This is a genomic window from Bacteroidota bacterium, assembly GCA_016706255.1.
GTDB lineage: Bacteria > Bacteroidota > Bacteroidia > Chitinophagales > BACL12 > UBA7236.
Window position 1 is genome coordinate 332,074 of record JADJJZ010000001.1, and the last position, 25,392, is coordinate 357,465.

A 25,392-nucleotide genomic window follows, 5' to 3' on the forward strand; every position below is an offset into this window, starting at 1 on the left:
AATAGGTAAAACAGCTTAAAAATGCAATATTATGGGTTAATGTGCTTTAGTTTTTTACGCCAAAACCGGTACACCATTATTGCGAGTATGAGTATACTACCGAGGTGCAACCACAAAGTTGTGCCAAAATTATAATCGTTATTTGCCTCCTTTAATCCTGGTTCCGGAGCTTGTAAACGCGACCAGACAATAAACATATCGGCTATGGGGAATTTTCCCAATGCAAATTGTTTTTTGTTGTTGAAAGAAATGGGAAAACCAAATGCTTCTGTACAAGCTGATAATTTGCGGGACTGATTTGTTGCACCAAATTTTGCAAAGGTGCCAATGCCAACAATAGTACCTGTAAAACTCATACCAAAAACAACAGGCCCGGAATCGATATCACCGGTTCCGCTTGTGCCGGCGGGATATTCACGTATAGCAGGCAAACCTAAAATAGTATGCTGAAATTGTTTTTGATAAATAACAAATTGTTGTTGTGCAAAAACAGGGTCAATTTCGGCTAAAAAAATTAATATCAAACTCATAGAAGAACCGCGGGCGCCTTCGAGTGTATTTCCGGTTCCGGAAGCAGATTGATGCGGGATTAATCCGGTTGCAGGATCTAAATGTGCTTTCACATTTACAATCCAATTTTGAATTAAAGTGTCATATAATGGTGTATATAATTTATTATATAATTGTAATGAAGCCATTGCTACACAAGCATCTGCAGGCCACGACATGTTTACATAGGAATCCGGAAAAGGTGTTGTTGCATTTGAAAAAGCAGCAGCAATTTCAGCACAATTTTTTTGAAACAAATGTATACTTATTGTATCTTTTACAATAAGTGTCTGAATCATTTTTCCCAGCAAATAATTTTCCCAACCGCGATAAAAAATACCATACTCAGGTTGCTGTTGTTTGTCGAAAATTGTTTTTGCAGAATCACTTTGCAATCTGGCGAGTGCATAATTGGCTTCCTGTTGTGCATGTAAAAACAATATTGAATCAGGGTCAGATTTTTTGGCGATTTCGGTCCAGGATAAACCGTACAATACATTTGCAAATACATAACCTTCAGGATAAATATATTGCATTTGTTCTGCTATGTGCTTTTCGTGCACTTGTGTTTCGAGAAAATTCAATTGTTTATGTGCAGATTCGAATAATTTTTCAGGATTATTTTGGCCGGGTGTACATAACAATTTAAAATTGATAACCAGGATTATCAAAATAAAAATTATGGTAAATAAGTATTTGAAAAAGGAAAAAATGAATTCATGGGTTCGTATGATTTATTCCATTTGGCAATTTAAAGGTAAAACATCTCCTTAAACAATAAAAGGTTGGTATCGCTAAAAAATACGACTTGAGGCCGAAGGGCAAAATGGAATTAATAAAAATCAAATTACGAACGTGATCTGCGGGAAGTTGAGTTAGTTCTTTTTGCTGAACTTTTGCGACTGTTAGCAGCACTGCTTGTTCTTTTACCTGAAGTAGAAGTGGTTCTTTTACCACCTCTGGAACCGGTGTTATTGCGTGAATCGCTGTTACCACCTGAATTTCGCATGGTTCTGCTACCGTTTTATCTTTGAGAACGTAGTTGCCAGCTGAGTCGCGACCATTTGAACTATTAAGTAGAACGGGCGCATATGCGGTTGAGAGACAGAGACGGGTCTGCGAGTGAACTGTTTGCAGCTATTATTGTGTATTTGTGCGGCGACCACGTGTTTTCGTGTGCGAGGCGTCGAGGAGGTGTGCTGTGTAACGCGAGGCGGTTTTGTTAAATTCTCCACCTTCGTAGCGATAATCATCGTCATCATAATCTTTCGTCGCGCGGGAATTTGATACGGTCATCAAACACCACGTGTATACGATACAAATACACATCAGACGACTGACGGCGACCTTGTCCGTTGCGACGGGAATCACTACTACTGTTTTCAGTATAATCGTAGTCTCACTTACACACAACAGTGACGTCACAACATAATGTTACACGATTGTCGTTATAACGATCACCTCGTTCACGAACGTTATCATCGTTTCGATTACCGTTTCGTCTTGGGCGTCTGTTTCTTTCTAAGTAAGCCATAATTAAAGTTTTAAGTTAGTAAATAATTATTTTTTAACCCTATGTTTTCAGGAGTATGTTTAAACGATTTAAAGGTAATTGGTTAAAAAAAAATGGCTGTTATATTATTTTTTCAAAATGTTACAACATTTACATTTGTGATAACAGCTGTTGGTTTTGTTGTTAATTTTGTTTTGTTGCGCATATATTTATTAAACAATTTTGTATAAATTTCCAACAATATTTTTAGTAAATGTAATATGATAAGTTGAGCAGAGCACCACAAGCACAGCAATGAGGGGAAAATAGGGGTATTGAAGTATTCTGTATGGTAATGAGTATTGGACCTGCTACGTCAGGAAAAGTGGACAGGTTTTTGTTTGGAAGCAGAAATGAACGTTATGTAGTTAAGATGAATAACAGAGAACTTTACGTGTGTTGCAATTAGGTGACATTGAAATTGTTGGTGGGGTTGTATGCAAAGTATTAGAAAAAGAAGCTGCTCATTTTAAATGAAATTATGAAGAAGAAAAACACAGATATTGGTTTAAATGTTGGAAGAAAATAATGAGGCACCAGAATAAAAGAATGAAAATCAATTAATTATATTTTCAAATACTGCAGTAATTAAGTCTGCACTGTTGGTTTTTTATCCGCAAATTGCGCAACCGGAATAGTATTTCAATTTTGCGCAGTTTGCGTTTTTTATTGCTTTTAAATGAAAACGGGATTGTATTTGCGTTAGGGATCCACCTACGTTGCACTTCGGCGGACGGGGTAGGTTGGAATTTCGATAATTATTGCGCTGTTTTACTGAAAAGGATATTTCTACTCGAATCGCGTTAGGGATAGTAGCGGAAACCCCACAGCCGAGGAACGAGGCGAGGAGTTGCAGCGGATAGCCCGGCCCTATAGTAGATTAATAATTTGCGTGGGCAAATTATTAATCACTATAGGGGAACGCCCAAAAAAAGTAAAATTTTCAATGGATTTGTGACAGGAGGGTTCTCCCCCTATTGCGGTATTTCAGTAAAGTTGAGTTGGTGGCAATTTTGGTTAGATAAAGTGAATACCTAAACCAACTGATATGCATCTGCCAAACATCGTTATGCGGCTTATTTTTGGGCTTTCGACAGTACTATTTTTTACTTGTTTTGAGAGTTATGGCGCAGTGCCCGATTCGAGTGCTGTGGTAGAAAATGGGGTAGCTGTGGACAGTGCCAAAAGTGGTGGCATTGGTGCGGGTTTAAATGGTGGTTTGCAATTAAGTAATTTACTCTATCATACTTCGCTGGATACGGGTTATCGCTCGCCGTTTTCGTATGTTTTATCGGGACAGTTTAATTTAACCTGGAAAAATATTTCGCTGCCATTCAGTTTTGTGTTAAGTGAACAGGAGCGCAGTTTCCGACAGCCGTTTAATCAGTTTGGTGCTAGTCCGCAATACAAATGGATAACCGTACACGCGGGATATCGCAACATTACATTTTCACCGTATACACTTGCGGGACATTCATTTTTGGGTGGTGGTGTAGAATTAAATCCGGGGAAATTCAGATTTGGCGCTGTTTACGGGCGATTTATAAAAGCGGTTCGTGCGGATAGTGTGTTGATTTTACCGGGTGAATCGGCTTACGACAGATATGCATTTTCGGTAAAAATGGGCGTTGGAAAACCAACAAATTATTTCGATTTAATTTATTTACGCGGCTGGGATGATCCGAATGCGATAATTAATCCGGAAGATACTTCGAGTGCACGACCCGCAACAAATAATGTAATTGGTTTTACCTTATATCAGAAATTATGGAAAAACTTTTTATTTAAAATGAATACTGCTGCAAGTGTATATACCAATGATATATATGCTGCAGGTGCAGAGGCTAACGACCCCGGTTTACAAAAATTAATTACCACTTTTGATGTAAATGGCACTACACAATTTCATTATGCCATTGATGGTTCGTTTGGATATAGTTCGCCGGTTTTCGGACTTGCAGTTGCCTATAAACGTATAGCGCCGGATTATAAATCGATGGGTATTTATTTTGTTACTAACGATGTTGAACAATACACTATAGTGCCGACATTAAATGTTTGGAAACGAAAAATACATTTGGGTGGAAGTGTTGGATTTGAGCACGATAATTTGGCATCAAACCGCGCTTATCAAACTAAACGCGTAATTGGTTCTGCCATTTTAAATTTTAATCCGAATCCGGTTTTTGGGGTTACGGGAAGTTTTTATAATTATAGTATCGGGCAGGTTGAAGGTATTAATCAGTTAAATGATACCATCCGCTTAGCCCAGGTAAATCGGGGCATTACAGTTACTCCGCGTGTAATGTTGGGCAAAAAACAATTGCGTCATCTTATTTTATTTACATACGATACCCGCAATTTAGATGATCAAAATATTTATACCGAATCGTATACTGAATATTTTACTACAACTGAATTACTGAATTATTCGCTTTCACATATTAGCGATGGCTGGAGTTTAAGTTTTAGTTTAAATAATAATGCTATTAAAAGTGAATTATTTAATACGGCATATAAAGGCGGGACTGTTGGTGGTTCAAAAAGTTTTTTTAATAATGCATTAAACGCAGGTATTAATACCGGATATAATATTGTTTCACAAAATGAAATTACCGGCAATACTTTAATGACTTACAGTGCAAATGTGAGTTATCGGTTTTTGAAAAATCATGTGGTGAGTTTATTTGGATTTTCGAATAATTATAAGAGTGCAATTGCCACTGCCCCATCGTACAACGATTATACTTTACGCATACAATACCAATATTTATTTTCTAAAAAGTCAATTTTATGAGAGCATCAACCATTTACCGATTTATAATATTACTTTTTGCGCTGCAGGGTGGCAATTTATTTGCACAGTCGCCGCTTATTGTAAATATGCAGGTATTACCACCTTACTCGCCGGTTATCGCGGATTATTTATCGTTTGATGCGACATCGGTAGTAACTATTACCAATACGAGTAATGTGAGTTACGATGTAAAACTGGCTGTGCATATTGAAGGCGACAACGGCATAGAAGCCTATACCAATCCGGGTTTTACGCCATCGTTACCAATTACGATTGCGCCATTTGCCACCAGAACAATTTACGGCAGTGAATTACAATCGTATAATGATGTTGGCTATACGGTAGTTGGTGCAGATGCGCAAAATATTATGCTAACTGGTGTAATTCCCGATGGATTTTATACTTTATGCGTACAGGCTTTGGATTATATTAGTAATGCACCGTTATCATCACCGGAACCTGCGGGATGTATTCCAATTTATATTCAATATTTAGATGCACCATATTTAATTTCTCCAATTTGCGGAGATTCTGTTGCACAAACATATCCGCAAACAGTAATATTTAGCTGGATAACACCTCCGGGTGCTCCACTTACTACACAATATCAATTTAAATTAATTGAAGTAATTCCAACAAACAGAAACCCGTATGATGCAATGGCTGCATCAACCACACCGGTATTTTATGAAACTACAACCAATTTACCATTATTGGTTTACGGGCCTGGGCAGCCACCATTGGAAACAGGACATGTTTATGCATGGCAGGTAACGGCATTTAATCCGACCACACCTGTTTATTTTCAAAATGAAGGTAAAAGTGAAGTGTGTGCATTTGAGTATAAAAAAACATTTGTCAATTATATTAGTGATACTACGTATAATATCAGTTGGAATCCTGATACCGTTCGTATAAATGGCAACTTGCAATATTATTATGCGAGTGAACCATCGGGAGAAGGCACCAATACAACAATAAATACAACATCATCGGTAGTAAATTATCCGATGGGGAATGAACCGGTGAGGCTGATTACCAAATACATGTTAAAATATAATGGTGGTGCTGATTCCATTTATTTGCCTTATAATACTGATGGATTTACGGCAACTGATATTGATAAAGTGCTTGCAACAACCACAACAAGTTCGAATGGTGATTTTTCATTTTATTTACTCACCAATAATTTTCCTGAAACGGGATTAGTACAAAGTGGTGTTACAGTAACCATTCCTGATGTTGATTTAATTGATCATTATTTTAATGATAACAGCAGCGGTGGCGGTGGTGATTATGATTTTGATTTTAATGATTTAGGTTATTTGGGTGGATTTGGAAGCGAACCTGATAATGGTTATACATTTGAAAACAGTAATACATTTGGTGGTTTAGGTTTTTATGACGAAAATGCTAATACACCAAAAGTTACTCCGGGGCTTGGAAATACTTATGATCCGGGTGATAATGTCAATTTGGTAAATTACAGCGGTGGTTCCGGTTCAAGCGATATTGCAGGAACATTTACGGGAGATTTATATAAAGTATTACAGGTATATGTGAGCAATCCATATTATTGTATGCCCGATAATAGTTTCAGAAATATTTCGGATACCACCACAACTTATGTTGGTGAAGTTCGTGCGCGTGTTCGTGATTATGTGCTGGAAGTAAATTTGAATTCCATTTATGGTGAAGGTGGAACAACAAATTATGTGAATACAAGTGGTGGAACTTCTATTCCACTAAACGACGATAAAAATATTGCTATTGATAAGCCAAATGATTATGTAATTGATAAAAATAATAATACCATTACCGACGTAAAAAGTGGAACAACTACAACTCCTGATAAAGGTGGAACTGATTATGCCATGGATTTAGGGGGAGGTTATGACTATGGATATTTTGAAGTGGATCCACAATATTATTATTATGCTGATGAAGATGAGGATAACGAATATAATTTTCAGTTAGATTATGATTTTGAGGTATATGAAGGATTTGATAATACACTTACCATTGCGGGAGGTTTATATCGCTACTCAATATACAGAGAAACAGACCCGGACAATTTACCGCGACATGAAGGACAGGATTTACCTGATGACCAGTTTGTTATTATGGAAGATGGTGGAACTGTTGTGGATTATGATTTACAGGTGTTAGGCGGACCAACAGATTACGGTGCCGGAAGAACACTTGTAGCACGTGTAGAATCAGCCAACGGACAAGCTGTTTTCAGCAAATTAATTAAAAGTTTGGATGAAGATGATTATTACATTCTTGTGATTGAACCAATTGATGAAATATATATTAATCCTGCAGTAGAAATAAAATTCCGCTATGATCATGAAAATTTTAATGATGTAGATAAAGCGATTTACAGCTCACAATATGAAACCAGTGAAGTTGAATTAAATGAGACTGAAAATTCGGTATTAACCAGTACTGCTGTTGTTACCGGAAAAATAAATTACAAATTTGATGATCCGGATGTTGCGGAAGTATTTCCTTTAAAAAATGTTGAAGTTACTTTACAACGATTACAATATGTTATTACGCCTGAAGGTGAAAAATATTATTCCAGAACCAGAACCGATTTAATTACGGTATCAACTGATGCGCAGGGTCAATATTTATTTAATTATACCGATACAGCAGCTTATGGTTTAATAGCTATGGAAGGGACAGTTTTTGGAGAAGAAAATTGCACTTATGATATTCCGGATGAAGAAAATCCTGATTTTCCCGGTATGGATGAAATGAATCCCGGTTTAGATCAAATGAATCCGGGTTTGGAGCAAATGAATCCCGGTGAAATTAATATAGACCTGAATAAGGAATTTCATTTTAAAAATGCTGAAGATGATATTTTTGAATTTAGTTTGCCTGCACCGTATGGTAAATCGGCCCCAAAACGAATCGGTTTAATTCCGGAGCCTGCAATGCCTGCACCGGATGGTGTTTCAGCGCCTTGTCCGTATACCGGAAAATTATATCAGGAACTCGCCATAAAAGTTGAAAGTAATTATTATACCAGTCCCGCGACACATTTTACCATACAGCCAGCACAATACAAAGAGGTAGCGGATTTAACCTGTTATGTAAAATCGTACGACTTAACATTAACCGTAAAAGCAGATCCGGATATTGCAGTACAATATAAAACACCAAACAGTGCTTTACGCGATATGATGGTGGTTTTAATTCGTGAAAATAAACCGGCAGATGTTCCTGAAATGGAAGGTATTGCGGGTGGTATTGACAATGCTGCAATTGCAAAATTTATTATCAACGCAGAAAAATTATTCAATTTTACAGGAACAGAATTACATGTAAATGTAGATAATACGGTTAGTGATGGCACTTATGAATTTGGCACAATGTATCCTGACCTGGAATTAGGTTATATGAATGGATATTATATTAATGAAAGTGATATAATTGGTTGCGGGTTTGTAGATGTTAATGGAAAAGTAACCTTTAAAAATCTGGTGAAAAATATAGGTAGTTTAGATGAATATACTTTACTCGCTATTCCTGATTATGAAAATTCAGATATTAATTATTTAATTCCGGTCCATGACTTTTACTCAAATTTTTCTAACGTTAGCAGTCACCCATATGGACCACTTACAATAAATACAACTGAATCAACTGTTAAGGAAGGATTTTATCCGAAAATGAAATTATCGTATACGCTGGATGCCATTCCGCAGAACCCGATTATTTTCGGAAAAGTTTTGCGCAGTGATAACGGTTATCCGTTGTTAGATGCAGATGTTCAATTACTGGATAATCCGGGTGCAACATTAGAAATGCAAACTAAAACTGCGAGTGATGGTACTTATTTCTTAACCCTTACCAAAGAGCAATATAATTCAAACAGTGTTTCCCTGTTTACGCGACAATTAAAATTCAGTAAATATGGTTATGATGATACTTATAGTGCATACCCACTGTATTTGAAAAAAGGAAAAATATTAAATCGTGTTGCTGATACCATTCAGCCTGCAGTTTTGGTTACAGGATATATTTATACTGAAGTATGGAATGAAGCAGAATCACTTTACGAAGCAGCACCGGCTTATGTTCAAATAGGCAATGGCCCTCAGGTACATACCGAATGTGAACCGAACGATTTTATATTGGATTTAGGTAAATTCAATGATTATGTTGAATCACAACCTGAATTAGATATTACAACATTAGTACCAAATTATGAAGAAATGTGGGAAGGTAATTATTGGGATCCAAGCATACAGGTTTTTCAAAATAATTATGATATTGAAGGTAATGTTTTAGGTTCTCCCGGAACAGAAACATTTGAAGGTGGTGGAGCCATGTTTAATCGCTCGCTTGATGTTAATACAGATGATGGTGGTTATGATATGGGCGCCGGAAATAAAGGTGTAACTACCGGCGGTTTAACAACAGGAAAAATTGGTGAAGTAGCACCGGATAAAGGTGTAACCGGCGGCACAACTACAATGGGTGGTGGTATGACTTTAGGTGGAACAGGAAATAATTGTGACCTGGCATTTTATACCACATTTGCATCACGCGGAACATGGCTTGCAGAAATTAATCCGGACAGTTCAAAATATATTACCAGAATAGAAAATGTTTACATACCGGATACCGGAAATGTATTGCGTGTAGATTTTACCGTTTACAAAAAATTACATCGTTGCCATTTTATTGTAAAAGATATTAATGGCGCGGCAGTGAATGCAGATATCGAAATTGTTGGTATTACTGATGTATTAAATACAGGAACTGATGGTATTCGTGATATTATATTTGAAAATGGCGGAAATACATTTACCGTTTTAATTAACGGTGCAACTGCAAGTGATGATTTTATTCAAAAAGAAATGGTTATTACCAATAGTGCAAGCGAATTTGCAGTTACTTATAATGTAGAATTGTTAAAAGGTGCTACTATTAGCGGTAAGGTTACCAATGGAACTCCTGCTGTTGCCAATGCACGTGTATTTATTGATGCTGCGGGCATGGAAAATCTTGAAACCTATACAGATGCCAATGGAAATTATACCTTGTATGGCGTGCCTAAAACAGGTGGATTCACCATGCGTGCCGTAAAAGAGGGAACAGGATTAATTGGTGATTCACATTGGGTGGTTACAGCAACTGCAACCAATATTACGAATATGAATTTTAACCTGACGAATTATACTTCGATGGATTTATCAAAATTAGTCGGGTTCAAAACTGAAATTGAATATTTATCCAGTTATGGTGGTGAAATAAAAATTAGTGGCTCACTGGTTGACGTTGCAGATAATACCAGATTTGGATTAGAGGATGATGTTGAGCTGCCATTTAATTATGTTAAAATAAAAGCAAGTACTACATTAAACGGCAGTGGTGTTCCTTATGCAGAGCCTGTGGATGCTACATTTACCATAACAAATAACTCAGCAATTCCTGTTGAAGTGTATGATTATTATGATGCAGAGGCAGGTATTACGGCTTCATCTTTAATTGTAGAAAAGGTAAATGCTACTTCCGGCAAAATAAAAAGTCCGGTTAAAATTTTAGAAACAACATTTGCTGATGCTGCATTTAATTTCAACGGATTTGGTGTTACCGGATTTTATTTGAAAAATAAAGCTACCGGTGGATTTGCCGATGATATTGTTATGACCGGTGTGCATGATAATATTGTGTTATTTACAACAGGCACAGCCACTTTGCCAACTACCGATTATTATGAAATCGAAATTCCTTCAGGAACCACTAAATTGTCGATAAATGTAGAAAATGTTGCTGCGTATATTAAATCATCAACCCGCAATCGTGTATATGCCGATTCGCTGGTTTTAGATACCTGGTTGGATCCGATAATTAGTCATACCTCCGGATTTGAAAATGAATTAAATATCGGCAGAATACATGTATTACCAACTTCAATTACCAATTTATCGGGCACAACACCATTTACTGTTGAAATGGAGCAGTGGGATTTAAATTGCACTTCGTGGAGTTTAGACAATACCGGTTTCCATCTTAAAACAGGAAATCTGGATGCTTCGGGTGTGGTTTTTGGATTTAATGAAATGAAAATTGAAAGTGGAGAATTGGTATTTGAAACAACAGGAACATTATCGAAATCGAGTGTTACTTTAATTGATTTATTGAACCTCGAAATTGAAAATGAGCCCGATTTTATTTACAATGGTGCAAACTGGCAGATTTACGTTGGTGGAAGTCCTGAAGACCCAGCAGCAAGCATTAGCAATTTACCGGGTTTACCATCATCAAATAATGATTTAACATTACAAATATTATTGTTTTACAGCAACGCTGATGCAGAATTTAAAATGAACAATAATACCTTTGATTTATATCAGGTAACAACATTTACTACCGATGAAGGCGCGCTTTATGTGCACAAGGATATTAATACCGGTGAAAGTTATTTAACCCTGCCGGGCATTATCGATTTGAACTTGCCGGGCATTTCGGTGCAGCCGACAGCATTTTTAATAAAAAATAATAATGGTGTTGTTGCAACCGAATTAGAAGAATTTGGATTTGGGTTAGAAGTAAATGGTGTAATTGCGAATTTTAATGCGGGTGATATTGAATTTAAAACAAATGGATTAATTGTAGCCGGTAACGTTAGTGAAAATCCGTATTTTTCACATGATGTAAAATTGTATCACCTTACCGACAGCACTGCAATAAATACCATTGCCAATCAGAAATTCCAATATACAACCGATGGTCAGAGTTTAACGAATTTATTCGGCCGTATGTATCCACAAACCAATAGCTGGACCAATTATCAATTCACCGGTGATATTACCGGAGCGGCTAAAACGTCCGGCAGATGGACATTTACGGTGTATGGAGAAATAACTGCTGAAAATCAGAAAGTGGATGTTGATGATTTGGAAATGGGCGCCGATGCAGATAATTCGATGAATTTCGATAATATGGGTATGTCGTTTGATTATCCGAACCGACGATTAGTAGGTAGTTTATCGATAGATGAAAGTATGCCGGGTGGTGGACGTATTAGCGGTCAGGCAAATATTGTTTTTGATGATGAAGGATGGTATTTTGCTTGTGGCGGATTAGTGAGTATGCCTGGTAATCCGTATGTATCGGAAGTAAGTCTTGCATTATTATTTGGCGATTATCCAATTGCAAATGAGCAGGCAATTAAAGATATATTTATTGAATATTCTTATAATGGCAGTTTACCGGAAGCATTTGCATCTGAAATATCCGGATTTTATTTTGATGGCAAAATAGAAATGCCAATTCCATATGTGCCAAATTTTGAAATAGATTTTGTAGTAGTGAGTGTTGAATTTGAAGCCACCATTACTGCAGGATTTCAATTAGGTATGAACTTTACCGATGCGTTAAATACCTATTATACCGGAGTGGAAGGTAATTTCCATATTCATGCGGGTGTTGGTGCATCGGTGGTATTTGGTTGTGCCGGCGTCGCATTGGATTATCAGTTAGGCATAGCATTAACCGGACAATATCAAAGTAATGGCGAGTGGTTTACACGTGGTGAATTTGAAGCATCGCTGGGAGCAACAGCTTATGCCGGGGTTGGATTAGCCTGCGACAGTCAGTGCGATGGCCTATGTGAAATGGAAGAATGGACCGGAGAAGTTGGTGTCAAATTAAGTGGTGAAGTGGGTTATGAAGATGGCGATCATTATGCTGAAATAGGTATTGATGAAGCTTATATTAAATAAAATATTTAAAACAAAAAAGATGAAAACGATACTTTTTGTAATTTTTACAATAAGCACATTTTGCCAACTCAGCGCGCAGCAGGAACCTATTGCTTTTGCCTCGTCGCATGGCATTTTTATAAAACTGGAAAACGATTATCCGGTAATCAATAAATCGCAATTACCGGTTTATGAAATTAAACGTCGTGTGGTTGGTGAAAAAAGTTTTAAAACCCTCGCCACCGTTACGGTTCCGGATACTTATGAAACATTTGTAAGCAATGTAAAAGCGGCTTGTAATGTAAATCCCGAACCACTGTTGTTTAAAGAGGTTCCGGCAGAAATGTTATGGAAAAAATTCAGTGCGGGCGGATTTGATTCCATAGAACCTTATCGCAATGCCATATTTTTACAATTAGCTTTAGGCATTAAATATTTTGATGCCACAGCAGAAAAAAATATTGCTTATGAATATGAAATTACCAAATCGGTAAAAGCGATAAAATATGAAAATACGGTAATATCAAATGCCATCTCCTACCCTGTTAAACCAATCGCCTACAAAGGAAAATTATCAAAAGAAAAAGAAAGTGTATTAGCTATTAATTTACAATATACATGCACCGGTGAAGCACCAGCATTAATTCGTGTGTATCGTGAAGAAAATACATCCGGTAATTTTGTTCCGGTTAGAGCGAAACGTATTAAAACTGTAGATAAAGACACAACGGCTTTTGCCATTTACGACACTGTTGTCCGCCCAAATATGGTTTACCGCTACTACGTATTGCCAATGGATTATTACGGCAACTACGGAAAAATAACTGATACCATTACGGCCATTGCAGCTTCTCGTCAGTATGCAGGAAATATAGAACGTATAGATGCAGTGAGTTTTTTAAATGAAGGCACAGCCATTCGTTGGGAGTTATCGGAGCCACAAAATTTTAATGCCGTTGCTATTTATCGAACAACAAATTTCGACAGCAGCTTAGTTAAAATAGGTATGGCTTCAGCGGCTGATACACAATTTATTGATACACAGGCCGAGCCGATGACCATGTATTTTTACGCTTTACAACCCATCACCCGCGCGGGTTCAACACTGCCGATGAGTGCGAAAGTTACAGGCATGTTTACCCCAAAATCGCAACCACTGGCGCCATATATTATGGATGCTATGGCAAATAAAAATAATATCACCCTCACCATTAAAAATAATGATACACAAACCAGAGGGTATCGCATTTACAGAAAATTAAACACCGACTCAGCCTACACACTAATTTCTGATTTAGTAAAATTGACTGCAAACACGACGCAGTTTATTGATTCTGGAAATCTGGTAACCGGAAAATTTTATACGTATATGGTTAAAGCGGAAAACAAAAGTTATGTTTTGAGCCCTGCTTCAAACCAAATTACCGTAAAATCAGAAATACCAACTGCCTTAATTCCAATTGGTATTCCAAAGGTGGAAATTGTAAACAATACTGCTGTTATTCAATGGAAAAATACATTAAGAACAGGTAACATTAATACCTATTCTGTTTATCGCAAAGATGCAGCGGGTAAAACCGAAGTGTTGCAGGAAAATATTTCCAACGATATATTCCGTTATACCGATTCCGGATTTCTGGCCAATAAAAATTACGCGTATGGTATTGCGTATAATGATATAAATGGTAATATTTCTGAAATTGTTTTTGCTGAACCGGTTAAATCTGAAATCACTCGTCGCGGACCTGCAACTGTTTATGGTGCATCGAATGAAAATGCCGTGATTATTAGTTGGAATGCGGAAGAAAATGATATCTCGGCCTATAAAATATATCAGCTAAAAAATGAGCAACCGGAATTAATTGGTGAAGTAAAAAACGGTGTGACATCTTATACTATAAATAATGTAAAACAGGGCGAATCATATACCATTTATATTACCACTATTGATAAAAATGCGGTAGAAAGTTTACCGGGTAAAACAATTAGTGTTTATGCTGAATAATAAATTTATAATTTAATTATCTAAACCTAATATTATGAAACTGAAATTATATTCCATAGTCCTGATTATTGCAGGATTTTCCACTAATGTTTCGGCACAATTTCAAAAGCTCATGGATTTTAACGGTATTGAAACCGGAAGTTATCCTTATTTTGCTGCTTTATATTTTGATGGCACTTATTTATATGGTTCGAATACAAATTCCGGCCTAAATGGCGATGGTACTATTTTCAAAATTTTACCGGATGGAACAGGATTTACCAAGCTATACGACTTATTAGATGATGTCACCGGACAATCTTCACAAAGTTCATTAATTAGCGATGGCACCTATTTATATGGAACAGCCGCTGATGGCGGGCCAAACAATCACGGCACCGTTTACAGATTAAAAAAAGACGGCACTGAATTTACTGTATTATACGATTTTCCAGGGGAATTAACAGGTTTAGATCCGGAAGGCGGATTGTATTTTGACGGCACTTATTTATATGGTGGTACTGTAAATGGCGGCGTTTATGGCGGTGGTGTATTATATAAAATAAAACCGGATGGCAGCGATTTTAATGTGGTATTTAATTTTGATTGTTTACCATCCGGATGTTCGTTATACGGAGCTGTTGTTTCTGACGGTGTTTATTTATACGGGATGACTGTAGGTGGTGGCTCAGGTAATTTGGGAACTGCTTTTAGGATAAAACCCGATGGCACTGATTATCTAAAATTAATGGACATGATCGATGATCCTAACGGTGCATGGGGATATGCATCATTTGTTTTGGATGATGGTATGTTATATGGTATAACCAATAATGGTGGAGAAGATAACAGAGGAACAATATTTAAAATTGCCACTGATGGCACAGGGTATCAAAAATTATTGGATTTTGACGATGATAATGGCGCACAACCGCTTGGTTCGCTGATACTAGTTGGCACCACTTTATATGGCATGGCTGAACTAGGCGGTGCTGATTATCTCGGCACATTATATCAATTGGAAACCGACGGGTCGAATTTTACGATATTACATGAATTTGACGGACCTGAAACCGGTGGATTACCGTTTGGCACCTTGGTATTTGTTAATGGCGCTTTATTTGGCATGACAAATAGTGGTGGAGCAAATGAACAAGGAGTTATTTTCAGATATGGTGAAATGACTGAAAGTGTTCAAAATACAATTATTGAAACAACTGCTGTTGCCCCAAATCCAAATGCGGGACAATTTCATATCACGATGAGTGCGAAAATAAATGCTGATGCACCTTTAAATATTTATAATTTAATAGGAGAATTAATTTACAGAGGTAATTTTGAAAATGGAGATATTTCAATACAAAATATTACACCGGGCATGTATGTTTATGAAATAATTGCGGATAATAAGTATACCGGTTCTTTTATTGTGGAATAAATAATTGTAATACATGATTTTGAATCCAAAATATGGCTACCGTTTAATCGGAGAATGCTGTTTTCAGGAAAATTGCGATATTAATAATAGCGGTATCTGTGAGTATTAGTCCGAACTTGTGTTCATAATCAGAATCATATTCCTTATCAATACCAAGTGCGCGGCGATCGCCTGTATCTTTTAATGCCTTGCTGTCTTTTACAAAATTGATGAAATAATTTTCCGGAAAATCCTGAGGTTTCATTACTGAATTTGCCATCCAGTCAATATCTGCACCCTTCCTTAAAGGGTTATGATGGCATTTATTACAATTTTGGAAAAAAAATACTTTTCCTAAGTCATATTGCATTATCTGCGTCTTTAAAACAGCAGAATCAATTGGTTTATCAGTATTAGGACCGATATTAGAACTAATTTCATCAGTTGGTGGTGTGCATGCCGTGAATATAAACACGCAACAGAGAAATATAATATTTCGCATATTGCAAGGGTTTTAAGTGTTGCATAAAGTTACCACTTTAAAATAAAGAACTTTATATAATTTACCTGTTTTTTATTATAATTTACATTTTAAATGCACCAGGAAATTATAATTTTATTTAGTTCTACACCTTCATTACCTTAAGATAATGCACCTGCAGGTCGTTTATTTTTAATGCAATAAAATAATATCCCTTTGTAATATTGGTATCCGGTTTCCAGGTGGCGGTATATTTTTCGGGGGCAAGATATTGTTCATCTAAAGTAGCAACTCTCGCGCCTTTAATATCAAATACTTCAATATTTACTTTTGCAGACTGGAATACACCGTAATAAATTTCCACAACACTGGTAAATGGATTTGGCGAAACGGAATAAATAATACCTTTATCCATGTGCATATCCGCAATACCAACTTCACCATCACCATTAATAGCAATATCCCAGGTGCCTTCGTATTTGCCATCTACATTTAAGGTAAGCGGAATAATACGATTTGTTGCATCAAATGTTCCGGTTGTAATTGAGGCAGCAGCATCTTCAGGAATATCGGTATCGCCCTCAAAATATAATTGTGTTGTTAAAGTTGGAAATCCCGGAGGGGTAATTTTAAAATGAATATGACTCGGGCGATATTTTGCACCGTTTAAATATTTGCCGGGAATAATTGTTTCAAATAAATAAAATCCTTCCGCATTAGAATACGTAATTCCACGCAAGGTAAAACCCGTATTATCATAAGCCCCTGCATCGTTGGCATGCCAAATATCAATCATGGTATTGGGAATGGTTGCTGTGCAATCTAACGTCTGCACCCTACCACTTAAAATCAGCCTTGTCCCCGGTTCCGCATCCGAAGCCAGTTTATTATCAACTATTGTTGGCGCACCGGCCGAATAAAACGGACCCTGTCCATAATAATCGAGGGTAGTAGGATTACACTCACCAAGCACGGTTAAGGGCTGGCGCGAATTTGCTTTAGTGCCTGTATTAATCAAACCTAAAGCGAGACCTGCCAAAGCCGTATTGCGCAGGAATTGACGACGGGAGTTATTTTCTTTCATAAGTATGCTGTATGTAAATATACGGTTAATTGTTTTAAAACGTTAAATTTGAAAGTGTTAAATGTTTAAAACAAAGAAGCGTTTTATGTTAAAACCTTGTGCGTATAAAAGCCAGGTAAAAAAATATTAGCTGCACAATTTTATGAATTGTCTGATGATGAAATAGCTTATACACCAGAACCTAAAGAACCAATTATGGGATTTCCGAATGAATTAGTGAATACAATGCATCGGTATGAAGCCATATTCAACAGAAAGTTTACTTGAAAGAATTCAAATTCTAGATCAAAAAATTATTGCACTAAAAGAAGAGTTCAGGGAAAAAGACAATTGGTTTGACAAATTTGAACTCAAATTAGATGAACTAGCAACGATTATCAAATCTGAAGCAATAGAGAGAAAATCAGGTGATACAGCAATTCACGATTCAATATGATAGTGTAAAATAAACTGTGTCAATAATGTATTCGCATCGGGAATTGTCAACCGGAGCGAAGTTCTTGGGTAAAAATATGTGGGGCTCGAAGCGCCTAATATTTTTGAACCATCGGTATAAAGTTTCACTTCCGCTTCGTTCTTGGGTTGCAGTACTTTCCTGTTTATAATGGCTAATGAACGTTTATTTAACATTTCTAAAATTGGCGAGCCAATTTTGACGGCCTTATCCTTAAAATTTGAAATATTTTTTATACAATTCATCCAAAAAAGCCTATATTTGCCCTTGATGAACCGCTTTTATCTGCTTTTCACAGCATTTATCATTCTTTCAATGAACATAATCCCTTGCTCGGATATGCTTGCGGGCAATAGTGAAACTGTTATCACAAGTCAGGAAGCACAGGAGCATCATGAAGAGCATCAGGATACATGCCCACCTTTTTGTTTTTGCGATTGTTGCAGCATGAGTGTAGAGCCTAACAGTTTGATGCCAATATTGTGTGATATAGGAATATATAAAAACCCGGTTTTTGACTTTTACAAATCTGACTACATCACTGCATATCAGATTTCTATTTTCCAGCCTCCCCGCATTTCTTAATTATTTATTGTTTTAAAAGGATACACAACTTTTAGCTGTGTAATTACTCATTTATCAATCTAAATAATTATGATCAATAAAATCATTCAATTTTCTATTAAAAATAAGCTCGCGATCGGGTTTATGACGCTCGCGCTCATAATTTGGGGTACCATTTCGCTTATTAATCTACCGATCGATGCCGTGCCTGATATTACAAATAATCAAGTGCAGGTAATAACTACAACACCAACACTCGCCACACAAGAAGTAGAACAATTTGTAACTGCACCAATTGAACGAAGTATGGGTAATCTCCCTGATATTGAAGAAATAAGGAGTGTTAGTCGCTTTGGTTTAAGTGTTGTAACAATCGTTTTTGACGATAAAGTTGATATTTATTTTGCCCGGCAACTGGTATCGCAAAAATTAAAAGAAGCAGAAGAGCAAATACCAGCCGGAATCGGGACTCCTGAAATGTCGCCTGTAAGCACGGGGCTAGGGGAGGTTTATCAATATGTATTGCACCCTGCTGAAGGTTTTGAAGATAAATTTACTGCAATGGATCTCCGCAGTATGCAGGATTGGATAGTATCGCGACAGTTGATTGGCACACCTGGAATTGCTGAAGTAAACTCCTTTGGAGGCTTTTTAAAACAATATGAAGTGGCTGTAGATCCGATGCGATTAAAAGCAATGAATATTACTATTCGGAAATATTTGAAGCACTGGAAAAAATAATGAAAATACAGGTGGTGCTTATATCGAAAAACAACAAAGCAGTTATTATATCAGAGGCGTTGGGCTGGTAACGAGTCTTGATGATATTGGGAATATAGTTGTTAAAACAAATAGCCTTGGAATGCCAGTGTTAATCAGAGATGTGGCAAAAGTGCAATTTGGTTTTGCTCCCCGCTATGGTGCTCAAACTAGAAATGGTGAGGGTGAAGTAGTAGGTGGAATTGTTATGATGTTGAAGGGCGAAAATAGTGGTGATGTCGTTGCTCGTGTTAAAGATAGAATGGAAATTATTCAGAAAGCATTGCCTGAAGGAGTTGTAATTGATGCTTATTTAGACAGAACATCTCTGGTAAATCGTGCCATAGCAACCGTGAAAAAACCTTCTGGAAGGAGCATTAATTGTTTTATTTATTCTTGTTTTATTTCTTGGGAATGTGAGAGCCGGACTTATAGTTGCCTCCGTTATTCCGCTGGCAATGTTATTCGCCGTTGCCCTGATGCAATTATTCGGAGTGAGTGGAAATTTAATGAGTCTTGGAGCAATTGACTTCGGGTTAATTGTAGATGGCGCCGTAATTATTGTTGAAAGTATTTTACACCGCATAACTCAAAGTAAACATCATCATGTTGGAATTAAAAAACTCAGCCGTGATCAGATGGATAATGAAGTTTATCAAAGTGCAAGTAAAATGATGAACTCTGCTACTTTTGGACAGTTCATAATCCTTATCGTTTATTTGCCGATTCTTGCTTTAAGAGGCATTGAAGGAAAAATGTTCGGACCGATGGCTCAAACGGTTGGTTTCGCAATAGTTGGTGCACTCGTCCTATCGCTTACCTATGTGCCGATGATGAGTGCATTATTTTTATCCAGAAAAACTGAACATAAAGAAAATATTTCTGATAAAATGATGAAAGCAATTCAGCGTGCTTACAAACCGGTAATTGAATTTGCCATTAAATTTAAAATAGGAGTTGTTGCAGTTTCTTTGGCTTTATTTATTGGCGCAGTTATGCTATATAATACATTAGGTGGCGAATTTATTCCTACTTTGGAAGAAGGTGATTTTGCATTTCATTCCATCTTACCTCAGGGAGTTCACTGTCAGAAAGTGTAAAAAATAACGAAAGGGTTGAAAAGGTGCTTTTACAGTTCCGGAAGTGAAACAGGTAATTGCTAAGTCAGGTAGTGCCGAAGTACCTACAGATCCTATGCCCCCGGAAGCAACGGATATGATGGTCATCTTAAAAGATAAAAGCGAATGGACAACTACAGATGATTATTGGGAATTAGCGGATACAATGATGAAAGAATTACAAAAAATACCGGGTGTATTTTTTGAAATAAATCAACCCATTCAAATGCGATTTAACGAATTAATGACGGGGTTAGGCAAGATATTGCCGTTAAATTATTCGGGGAAAATTTGGATACACTTTTGCAGTATGCTAATTTAATTGCAGCGGAAATTGCGACTGTTGAAGGTGCAGGTTCGCCGCAGGTGGAAAAAGTTGCGGACTTCCTCAAATTAGTATTACCTATGACAGAAATCGGTTAGCACAATATGGAGTAAATGTTTCTGATGTAAATAAGATCATTAAAACAGCTTTTGCCGGTGAGCCTGCTGGGATTGTTTTTGAAAACGAGCGGCGTTACGATATGGTTGTTCGTTTGGATTCTGCATATAGAAAAGATATTACCGATGTAGAAACATTATTTGTTCCATTGCCAAATGGAGGACAAATTCCGCTGCAACAAGTAGCAGAAGTGATCTATAAACTTGGGCCTGCTCAAATAAGCAGGGAAGATGGAAAACGCAGAATTGTAGTGGGATTAAATGTAAAAGATCGAGATGTTCAAAGTGTTGTGGAGGATATGCAGAAAAAGATAGAAGCGGATGTTAAACTACCTATTGGGTATTATGTAACCTACGGAGGGCAATTTGAAAATTTAAAAGAAGCAACACAACGCTTAACAATTGCAGTTCCTGTTGCCTTATTAATGATCCTAATTCTTTTATATCTCACATTTAGTTCGATGAAACAAGCGCTTTTAATTTTTTCTGCGATACCACTGTCGGCTATTGGTGGTGTTATTGCATTGTGGGTGAGAGATATGCCTTTCAGTATTTCGGCGGGTATTGGGTTTATTGCTTTATTCGGAGTTGCCGTTTTAAATGGAATAGTGCTGATAAGTACATTTAATCAATTGGCTAAGGAAGGTGTCCATGACATTTTTGAAAGAGTAAGACAAGGAACCATGATTCGCTTACGACCTGTGTTAATGACAGCTAGCGTTGCTTCGTTGGGATTTCTTCCAATGTCTCTGTCGAATGGCGCTGGTGCAGAGGTTCAAAGACCACTTGCCACAGTTGTTATCGGTGGATTAATTTCGGCTACTGCACTTACTTTAATTGTTTTACCTGCGCTTTACATTTTGTTTAATCGCAAACGAAAACGCAAAATACCAGTAGCTGCAATTGTAACCTTTTTTGCGATAAATGGTTTATTTATTTCAGAAAAAATTTCCGCACAAAACGTTGTTCAATTGCCTCTTGATTCAGTTGTAAATATAGCATTGAGAAATAACCCACAAATTAAAGCCGCTGAATTAGAGATAATAAGAAATCAACAATTAAAAAAAACCAGTTTTAATTTGCCAAAAACAGAACTGTTTTTCGAAAATGAAGATATACTTGGCAATACCGACGATGGCATTTTAAAAATAGGCATTCAGCAAGGAATTGAATTTCCAACCACCTATATAACAAAAAACAAAATAAACAATCAAAATGTTGTAATAAGTGAAACGGTATTGGCACTTACGCAAAAAGACCTTGCAAAAGCGGTAAACAGCGCTTATTTTGATTTGATATTTGCTGTGAATAAAAAGGAAATTTTACAAAAAAAAGATAGTTTATATACAAATTATGAGGCAGCAGCCAAAGCCAGATACGATGCCGGAGAAACGAATTATTTAGAAAAAATTTCTGCGGAAGCAAAACGCAAAGAAGTAAATCTGGAATATTCGAATACCGAAATAGAGATTATTATTGCGCAATCAAAATTGCAGCAATTTATGCGGGTTGATTTTATCGTATTGCCAGATGTTTCTAAAGTAACAAGATTATCCTTTGATAATGCTGAGCTAAATATGAGCCATCCATTCCTATCTTATTACCAACAACAAATTGAATTGGCATCCTACCAAAAAAGTTTGGCTAAAAATAATCTGTTGCCTGATTTTAGTTTCAGGTATTTTAATCAAAATCTATTTGGTATTGATCCCGGATATAAAGGATATAGCATTGGCATAGGTGTCCCGATCGCTTTTTGGAGTTATACAGCTCAAATAAAAGCTGCTGAAACACAAAAACAAATAGCTCTGGTAAATTATGAAAATGAAAGTATACAATTTATATCTGCTTTAGCACAATTAAACCTACAGTATGAAATAGCAAATACAACTGTTCAATATTTGGAGTCAACAGGTTTAACACAAGCAGAAGAAATATTAAGAACTGCAAAAACAGCTTATTCGGCAGGTGAAATTGGTTATTTTGAATTAATATTCGCAAACGAAGAATATTTTAACCGACAATTCAATTATTTGCAAGCCTTAGAAGATCTCAATCAAACAATTATTAATATCAATTATTTTATAAATAAATAAATTTAGTTTTATGAAAAAATATATTTTTATTTCACAATATCATTTTCTATTATACTATTTTTTGCTGCCTGTGGCAAAGTGAGTAAAACGGCAGAAGAACACGGAGATCATGAGGAGGAAGGCCATGACGAGCATGGTGATGAGCATGCAGGTAAATTGGCTATACTTACGCAGGACCAATTTAAATCAATTGATATTCAACTTGGGGATTTGGTGCAAAGAAATTTAACCGGAACCTTAACGGCAACAGGATATTTAAAGGTGCCTCCTCAAAATAAGGCAGATGTTACTGCTTTAGTGGGAGGAATTGTTCAGCAGATTTTTGTGAAGGAAGGTGAATATGTGAATAAAGGCAAAACATTGGTAACCATTGTAAATAAAGATTTTATTGGAATGCAGGAAAATTACCTTACAACAAAATCGGATTTGCTTTTTGCAGAACAAGAGTTAACACGGCAAAAGATTTTAAGTGTAAGTAACGTTTCTGCGCAAAAAAACTTGCAGCAAGCTCAGGCAAATTATAGTTCATTAAAAGCAAAATTAAGTTCATTAAAACAACAATTAGCATTATTGGGTATTAATGCCGAAAATTTGGATGCCGATAAATTAACATCAGTAATTTCTGTTACAAGTCCGGTAAGTGGATATGTTAGCCATATAGACGTAAATATTGGTAGTTCAGTCGAAATGTCACGAACAATTTTGGATGTGGTGGATAATTCACAATTGCACCTCGACCTGTTTGTATTTGAACAGGATCTAATGAAAATTAAGATCAACCAGAAGGTTAATTTTACGCTTACAAATTTACCTGGCAAGAGTTTTAGTGCAACAATTTTTGCTGTTGGGAGTGCATTTGAAAACGAAACAAAGTCCATTCCTGTTCATGCAATAATTACCGGCGAAAAATCCGGATTAATAGAAGGTATGAATGTTTCTGCTAATATTGAAATAGAAAATATTTCTACAACAGCAATTCCAACAAATGCAATTGTAACAGAAGCTGGAAGAGATTATGTATTTATATGGGCAATTGACCATCAATTAGAAGTAAATGCCGGTGGTGAACATGCACACGAAGGAGATGCACATGGACATGATGAAGCTGCTCACGCAGAAGAGGAACATGTGCATACGGAAGGAGAGGAGGTTGCGCACCACGAAGAGCCTAAGGTGATCACAACAATAGAAATGAAACCGGGTGATAAATATGTGTTTGAAAAAATGCCGGTTAAACGTGGAATCACAGAGGGTGGTTATACGGAAATAACGCCACTTGGCGACTATATGGAAGGAGAAAAAATTGTAATAAACGGGGCTTTTTATTTATTGGGCTCATTGAGTAATGAGGGTGAAGCACATGCACATTAAAATGAATGAATCATGAAATTTCAATTCAGTTTAACAATTATTAGTTTCGTAATGTTTTCGGAAGTTACTTTATCACAAAATTATTACAGACTTGCAAATGGGCCTGTATTAATTTCTGGGATATATGACGACAGTTTAATTATTGCTGAAAGTAATAGTTTATATTTTATTTTTGATTATCAAACCAATGAAGTAAACTTTAATTTACCTGTTAAATCATTGAAAAGTAATAACTACCAGATAGATTCAATTATAAAAATGGAATTTAAAAATGAAATAACATTTAAGGGAAAAATTATTGGTGAATATGATGCTACTAAAGAACATCCTCCTTTAATTGTAATAGTGGAAGGAGATTTGGAGTATAAAAATTATGTTATTCCTCTTTCCTTTAATGCGACTATTACGCACTTAAAATCAGGCAGTGCAAGTTGTAATTTTTCTGCTACAATAAATATGGATATCACTACATATTTTGATGAGGTGGAAAAAAAAGGTATTGAAAAATCTATAAATATTATTTTTAACGAATTGATTTTATACAAAATAAATTAGTACATGGGTGAAACTCTGTTCTCTCCTCCTGATTGCCAAAACCGGGATGTTGAGGGCAGGGTTAACACCCGCCATTTATGTAGCCAATTTTAAAAAAAAATGTGATGAAGTTACCAATCAACGACAAAAAATTTATATTTTTATTATTCGCAGTTTCCCTTGTGATCATTTTTAGAGATTCTATCTCTTACAGGGATAGAAATACCTATGCCACTTGCTCCATTTATTTATGCAGGATTTATTTTTGCAATAGGATATAAAGTATTATGGAGTGGTTTAAATGCCTTATTAAAATTACAATTCAGCAGCATCAATTTATTAATGTTGATCGCTGCTGTAGGTGCATTTTATTTAGGAGAATACCCCGAAGCTGCGGTTGTTATTGTATTGTACGTATTGGGCGAACGCTTGGAGGATATTGGAATTGAAAATAGTAAATC

The 25,392-nt window shown here is 36.3% G+C and carries 13 protein-coding genes and 1 pseudogene; 10 read left to right on the forward strand and 4 right to left on the reverse strand.

What is annotated here, in order from left to right; genetic code table 11:
- Positions 1-29: 29 nt before the first annotated feature.
- Positions 30-1,220, reverse strand: coding sequence for a hypothetical protein (locus IPI65_01450; protein ID MBK7440225.1), 1,191 nt, complete (start codon positions 1,218-1,220; stop codon positions 30-32).
- 176 nt (positions 1,221-1,396) lie between these two features.
- Positions 1,397-1,558: a hypothetical protein gene (locus IPI65_01455; protein MBK7440226.1), complete on the reverse strand. Its 162-nt coding sequence runs from the start codon at positions 1,556-1,558 to the stop codon at positions 1,397-1,399.
- 1,591 nt (positions 1,559-3,149) lie between these two features.
- Between IPI65_01455 and IPI65_01460 the strand changes: the two genes are divergently transcribed.
- The 4 genes from IPI65_01460 to IPI65_01475 are packed head-to-tail and all read left to right on the forward strand — an operon-like array spanning position 3,150 to position 16,050.
- Positions 3,150-4,898: a hypothetical protein gene (locus IPI65_01460; GenBank protein ID MBK7440227.1), complete on the forward strand. Its 1,749-nt coding sequence runs from the start codon at positions 3,150-3,152 to the stop codon at positions 4,896-4,898.
- Positions 4,895-12,649, forward strand: coding sequence for a carboxypeptidase regulatory-like domain-containing protein (locus tag IPI65_01465; GenBank protein MBK7440228.1), 7,755 nt, complete (start codon positions 4,895-4,897; stop codon positions 12,647-12,649). The genes IPI65_01460 and IPI65_01465 overlap by 4 nt, the downstream gene beginning before the upstream one ends.
- A 19-nt stretch (positions 12,650-12,668) precedes the next feature.
- Positions 12,669-14,633: a hypothetical protein gene (locus IPI65_01470; GenBank protein ID MBK7440229.1), complete on the forward strand. Its 1,965-nt coding sequence runs from the start codon at positions 12,669-12,671 to the stop codon at positions 14,631-14,633.
- 34 nt (positions 14,634-14,667) lie between these two features.
- Entirely contained in the window at positions 14,668-16,050 is a 1,383-nt protein-coding gene (locus IPI65_01475) for a T9SS type A sorting domain-containing protein (GenBank protein ID MBK7440230.1), read from the forward strand.
- Between the two features lie 43 nt (positions 16,051-16,093).
- On the opposite strand, the gene IPI65_01480 is transcribed toward IPI65_01475, so the two are convergent.
- Together IPI65_01480 and IPI65_01485 are read right to left on the reverse strand one after the other, a co-directional pair.
- Positions 16,094-16,531 (reverse strand): hypothetical protein, encoded by a 438-nt coding sequence (locus tag IPI65_01480; GenBank protein ID MBK7440231.1) that lies wholly within the window; start codon positions 16,529-16,531, stop codon positions 16,094-16,096.
- Positions 16,532-16,655: 124 nt separating this feature from the next.
- Positions 16,656-17,594, reverse strand: a complete 939-nt coding sequence (locus tag IPI65_01485) for a T9SS type A sorting domain-containing protein (GenBank protein ID MBK7440232.1) — start codon at positions 17,592-17,594, stop codon at positions 16,656-16,658.
- A gap of 235 nt (positions 17,595-17,829) precedes the next feature.
- Here IPI65_01485 and IPI65_01490 point away from each other — a divergent pair, with 235 nt between their 5' ends.
- The 6 genes and pseudogenes from IPI65_01490 to IPI65_01515 form a co-directional block, all read left to right on the forward strand.
- Positions 17,830-18,030, forward strand: coding sequence for a hypothetical protein (locus IPI65_01490; GenBank protein ID MBK7440233.1), 201 nt, complete (start codon positions 17,830-17,832; stop codon positions 18,028-18,030).
- 168 nt (positions 18,031-18,198) lie between these two features.
- On the forward strand, positions 18,199-18,633 hold the full coding sequence (locus tag IPI65_01495; GenBank protein MBK7440234.1) for a hypothetical protein: 435 nt from the start codon (positions 18,199-18,201) through the stop codon (positions 18,631-18,633).
- Between the two features lie 69 nt (positions 18,634-18,702).
- Positions 18,703-23,026: pseudogene (locus IPI65_01500) on the forward strand (CusA/CzcA family heavy metal efflux RND transporter).
- 78 nt (positions 23,027-23,104) lie between these two features.
- Positions 23,105-24,397, forward strand: a complete 1,293-nt coding sequence (locus IPI65_01505) for an efflux RND transporter periplasmic adaptor subunit (protein ID MBK7440235.1) — start codon at positions 23,105-23,107, stop codon at positions 24,395-24,397.
- Positions 24,398-24,409: 12 nt separating this feature from the next.
- Entirely contained in the window at positions 24,410-24,952 is a 543-nt protein-coding gene (locus tag IPI65_01510) for a hypothetical protein (protein ID MBK7440236.1), read from the forward strand.
- Positions 24,953-25,159: 207 nt separating this feature from the next.
- Positions 25,160-25,392 (forward strand): cation-transporting P-type ATPase (locus IPI65_01515; GenBank protein ID MBK7440237.1); only part of this gene is annotated, 233 nt, incomplete at its 3' end.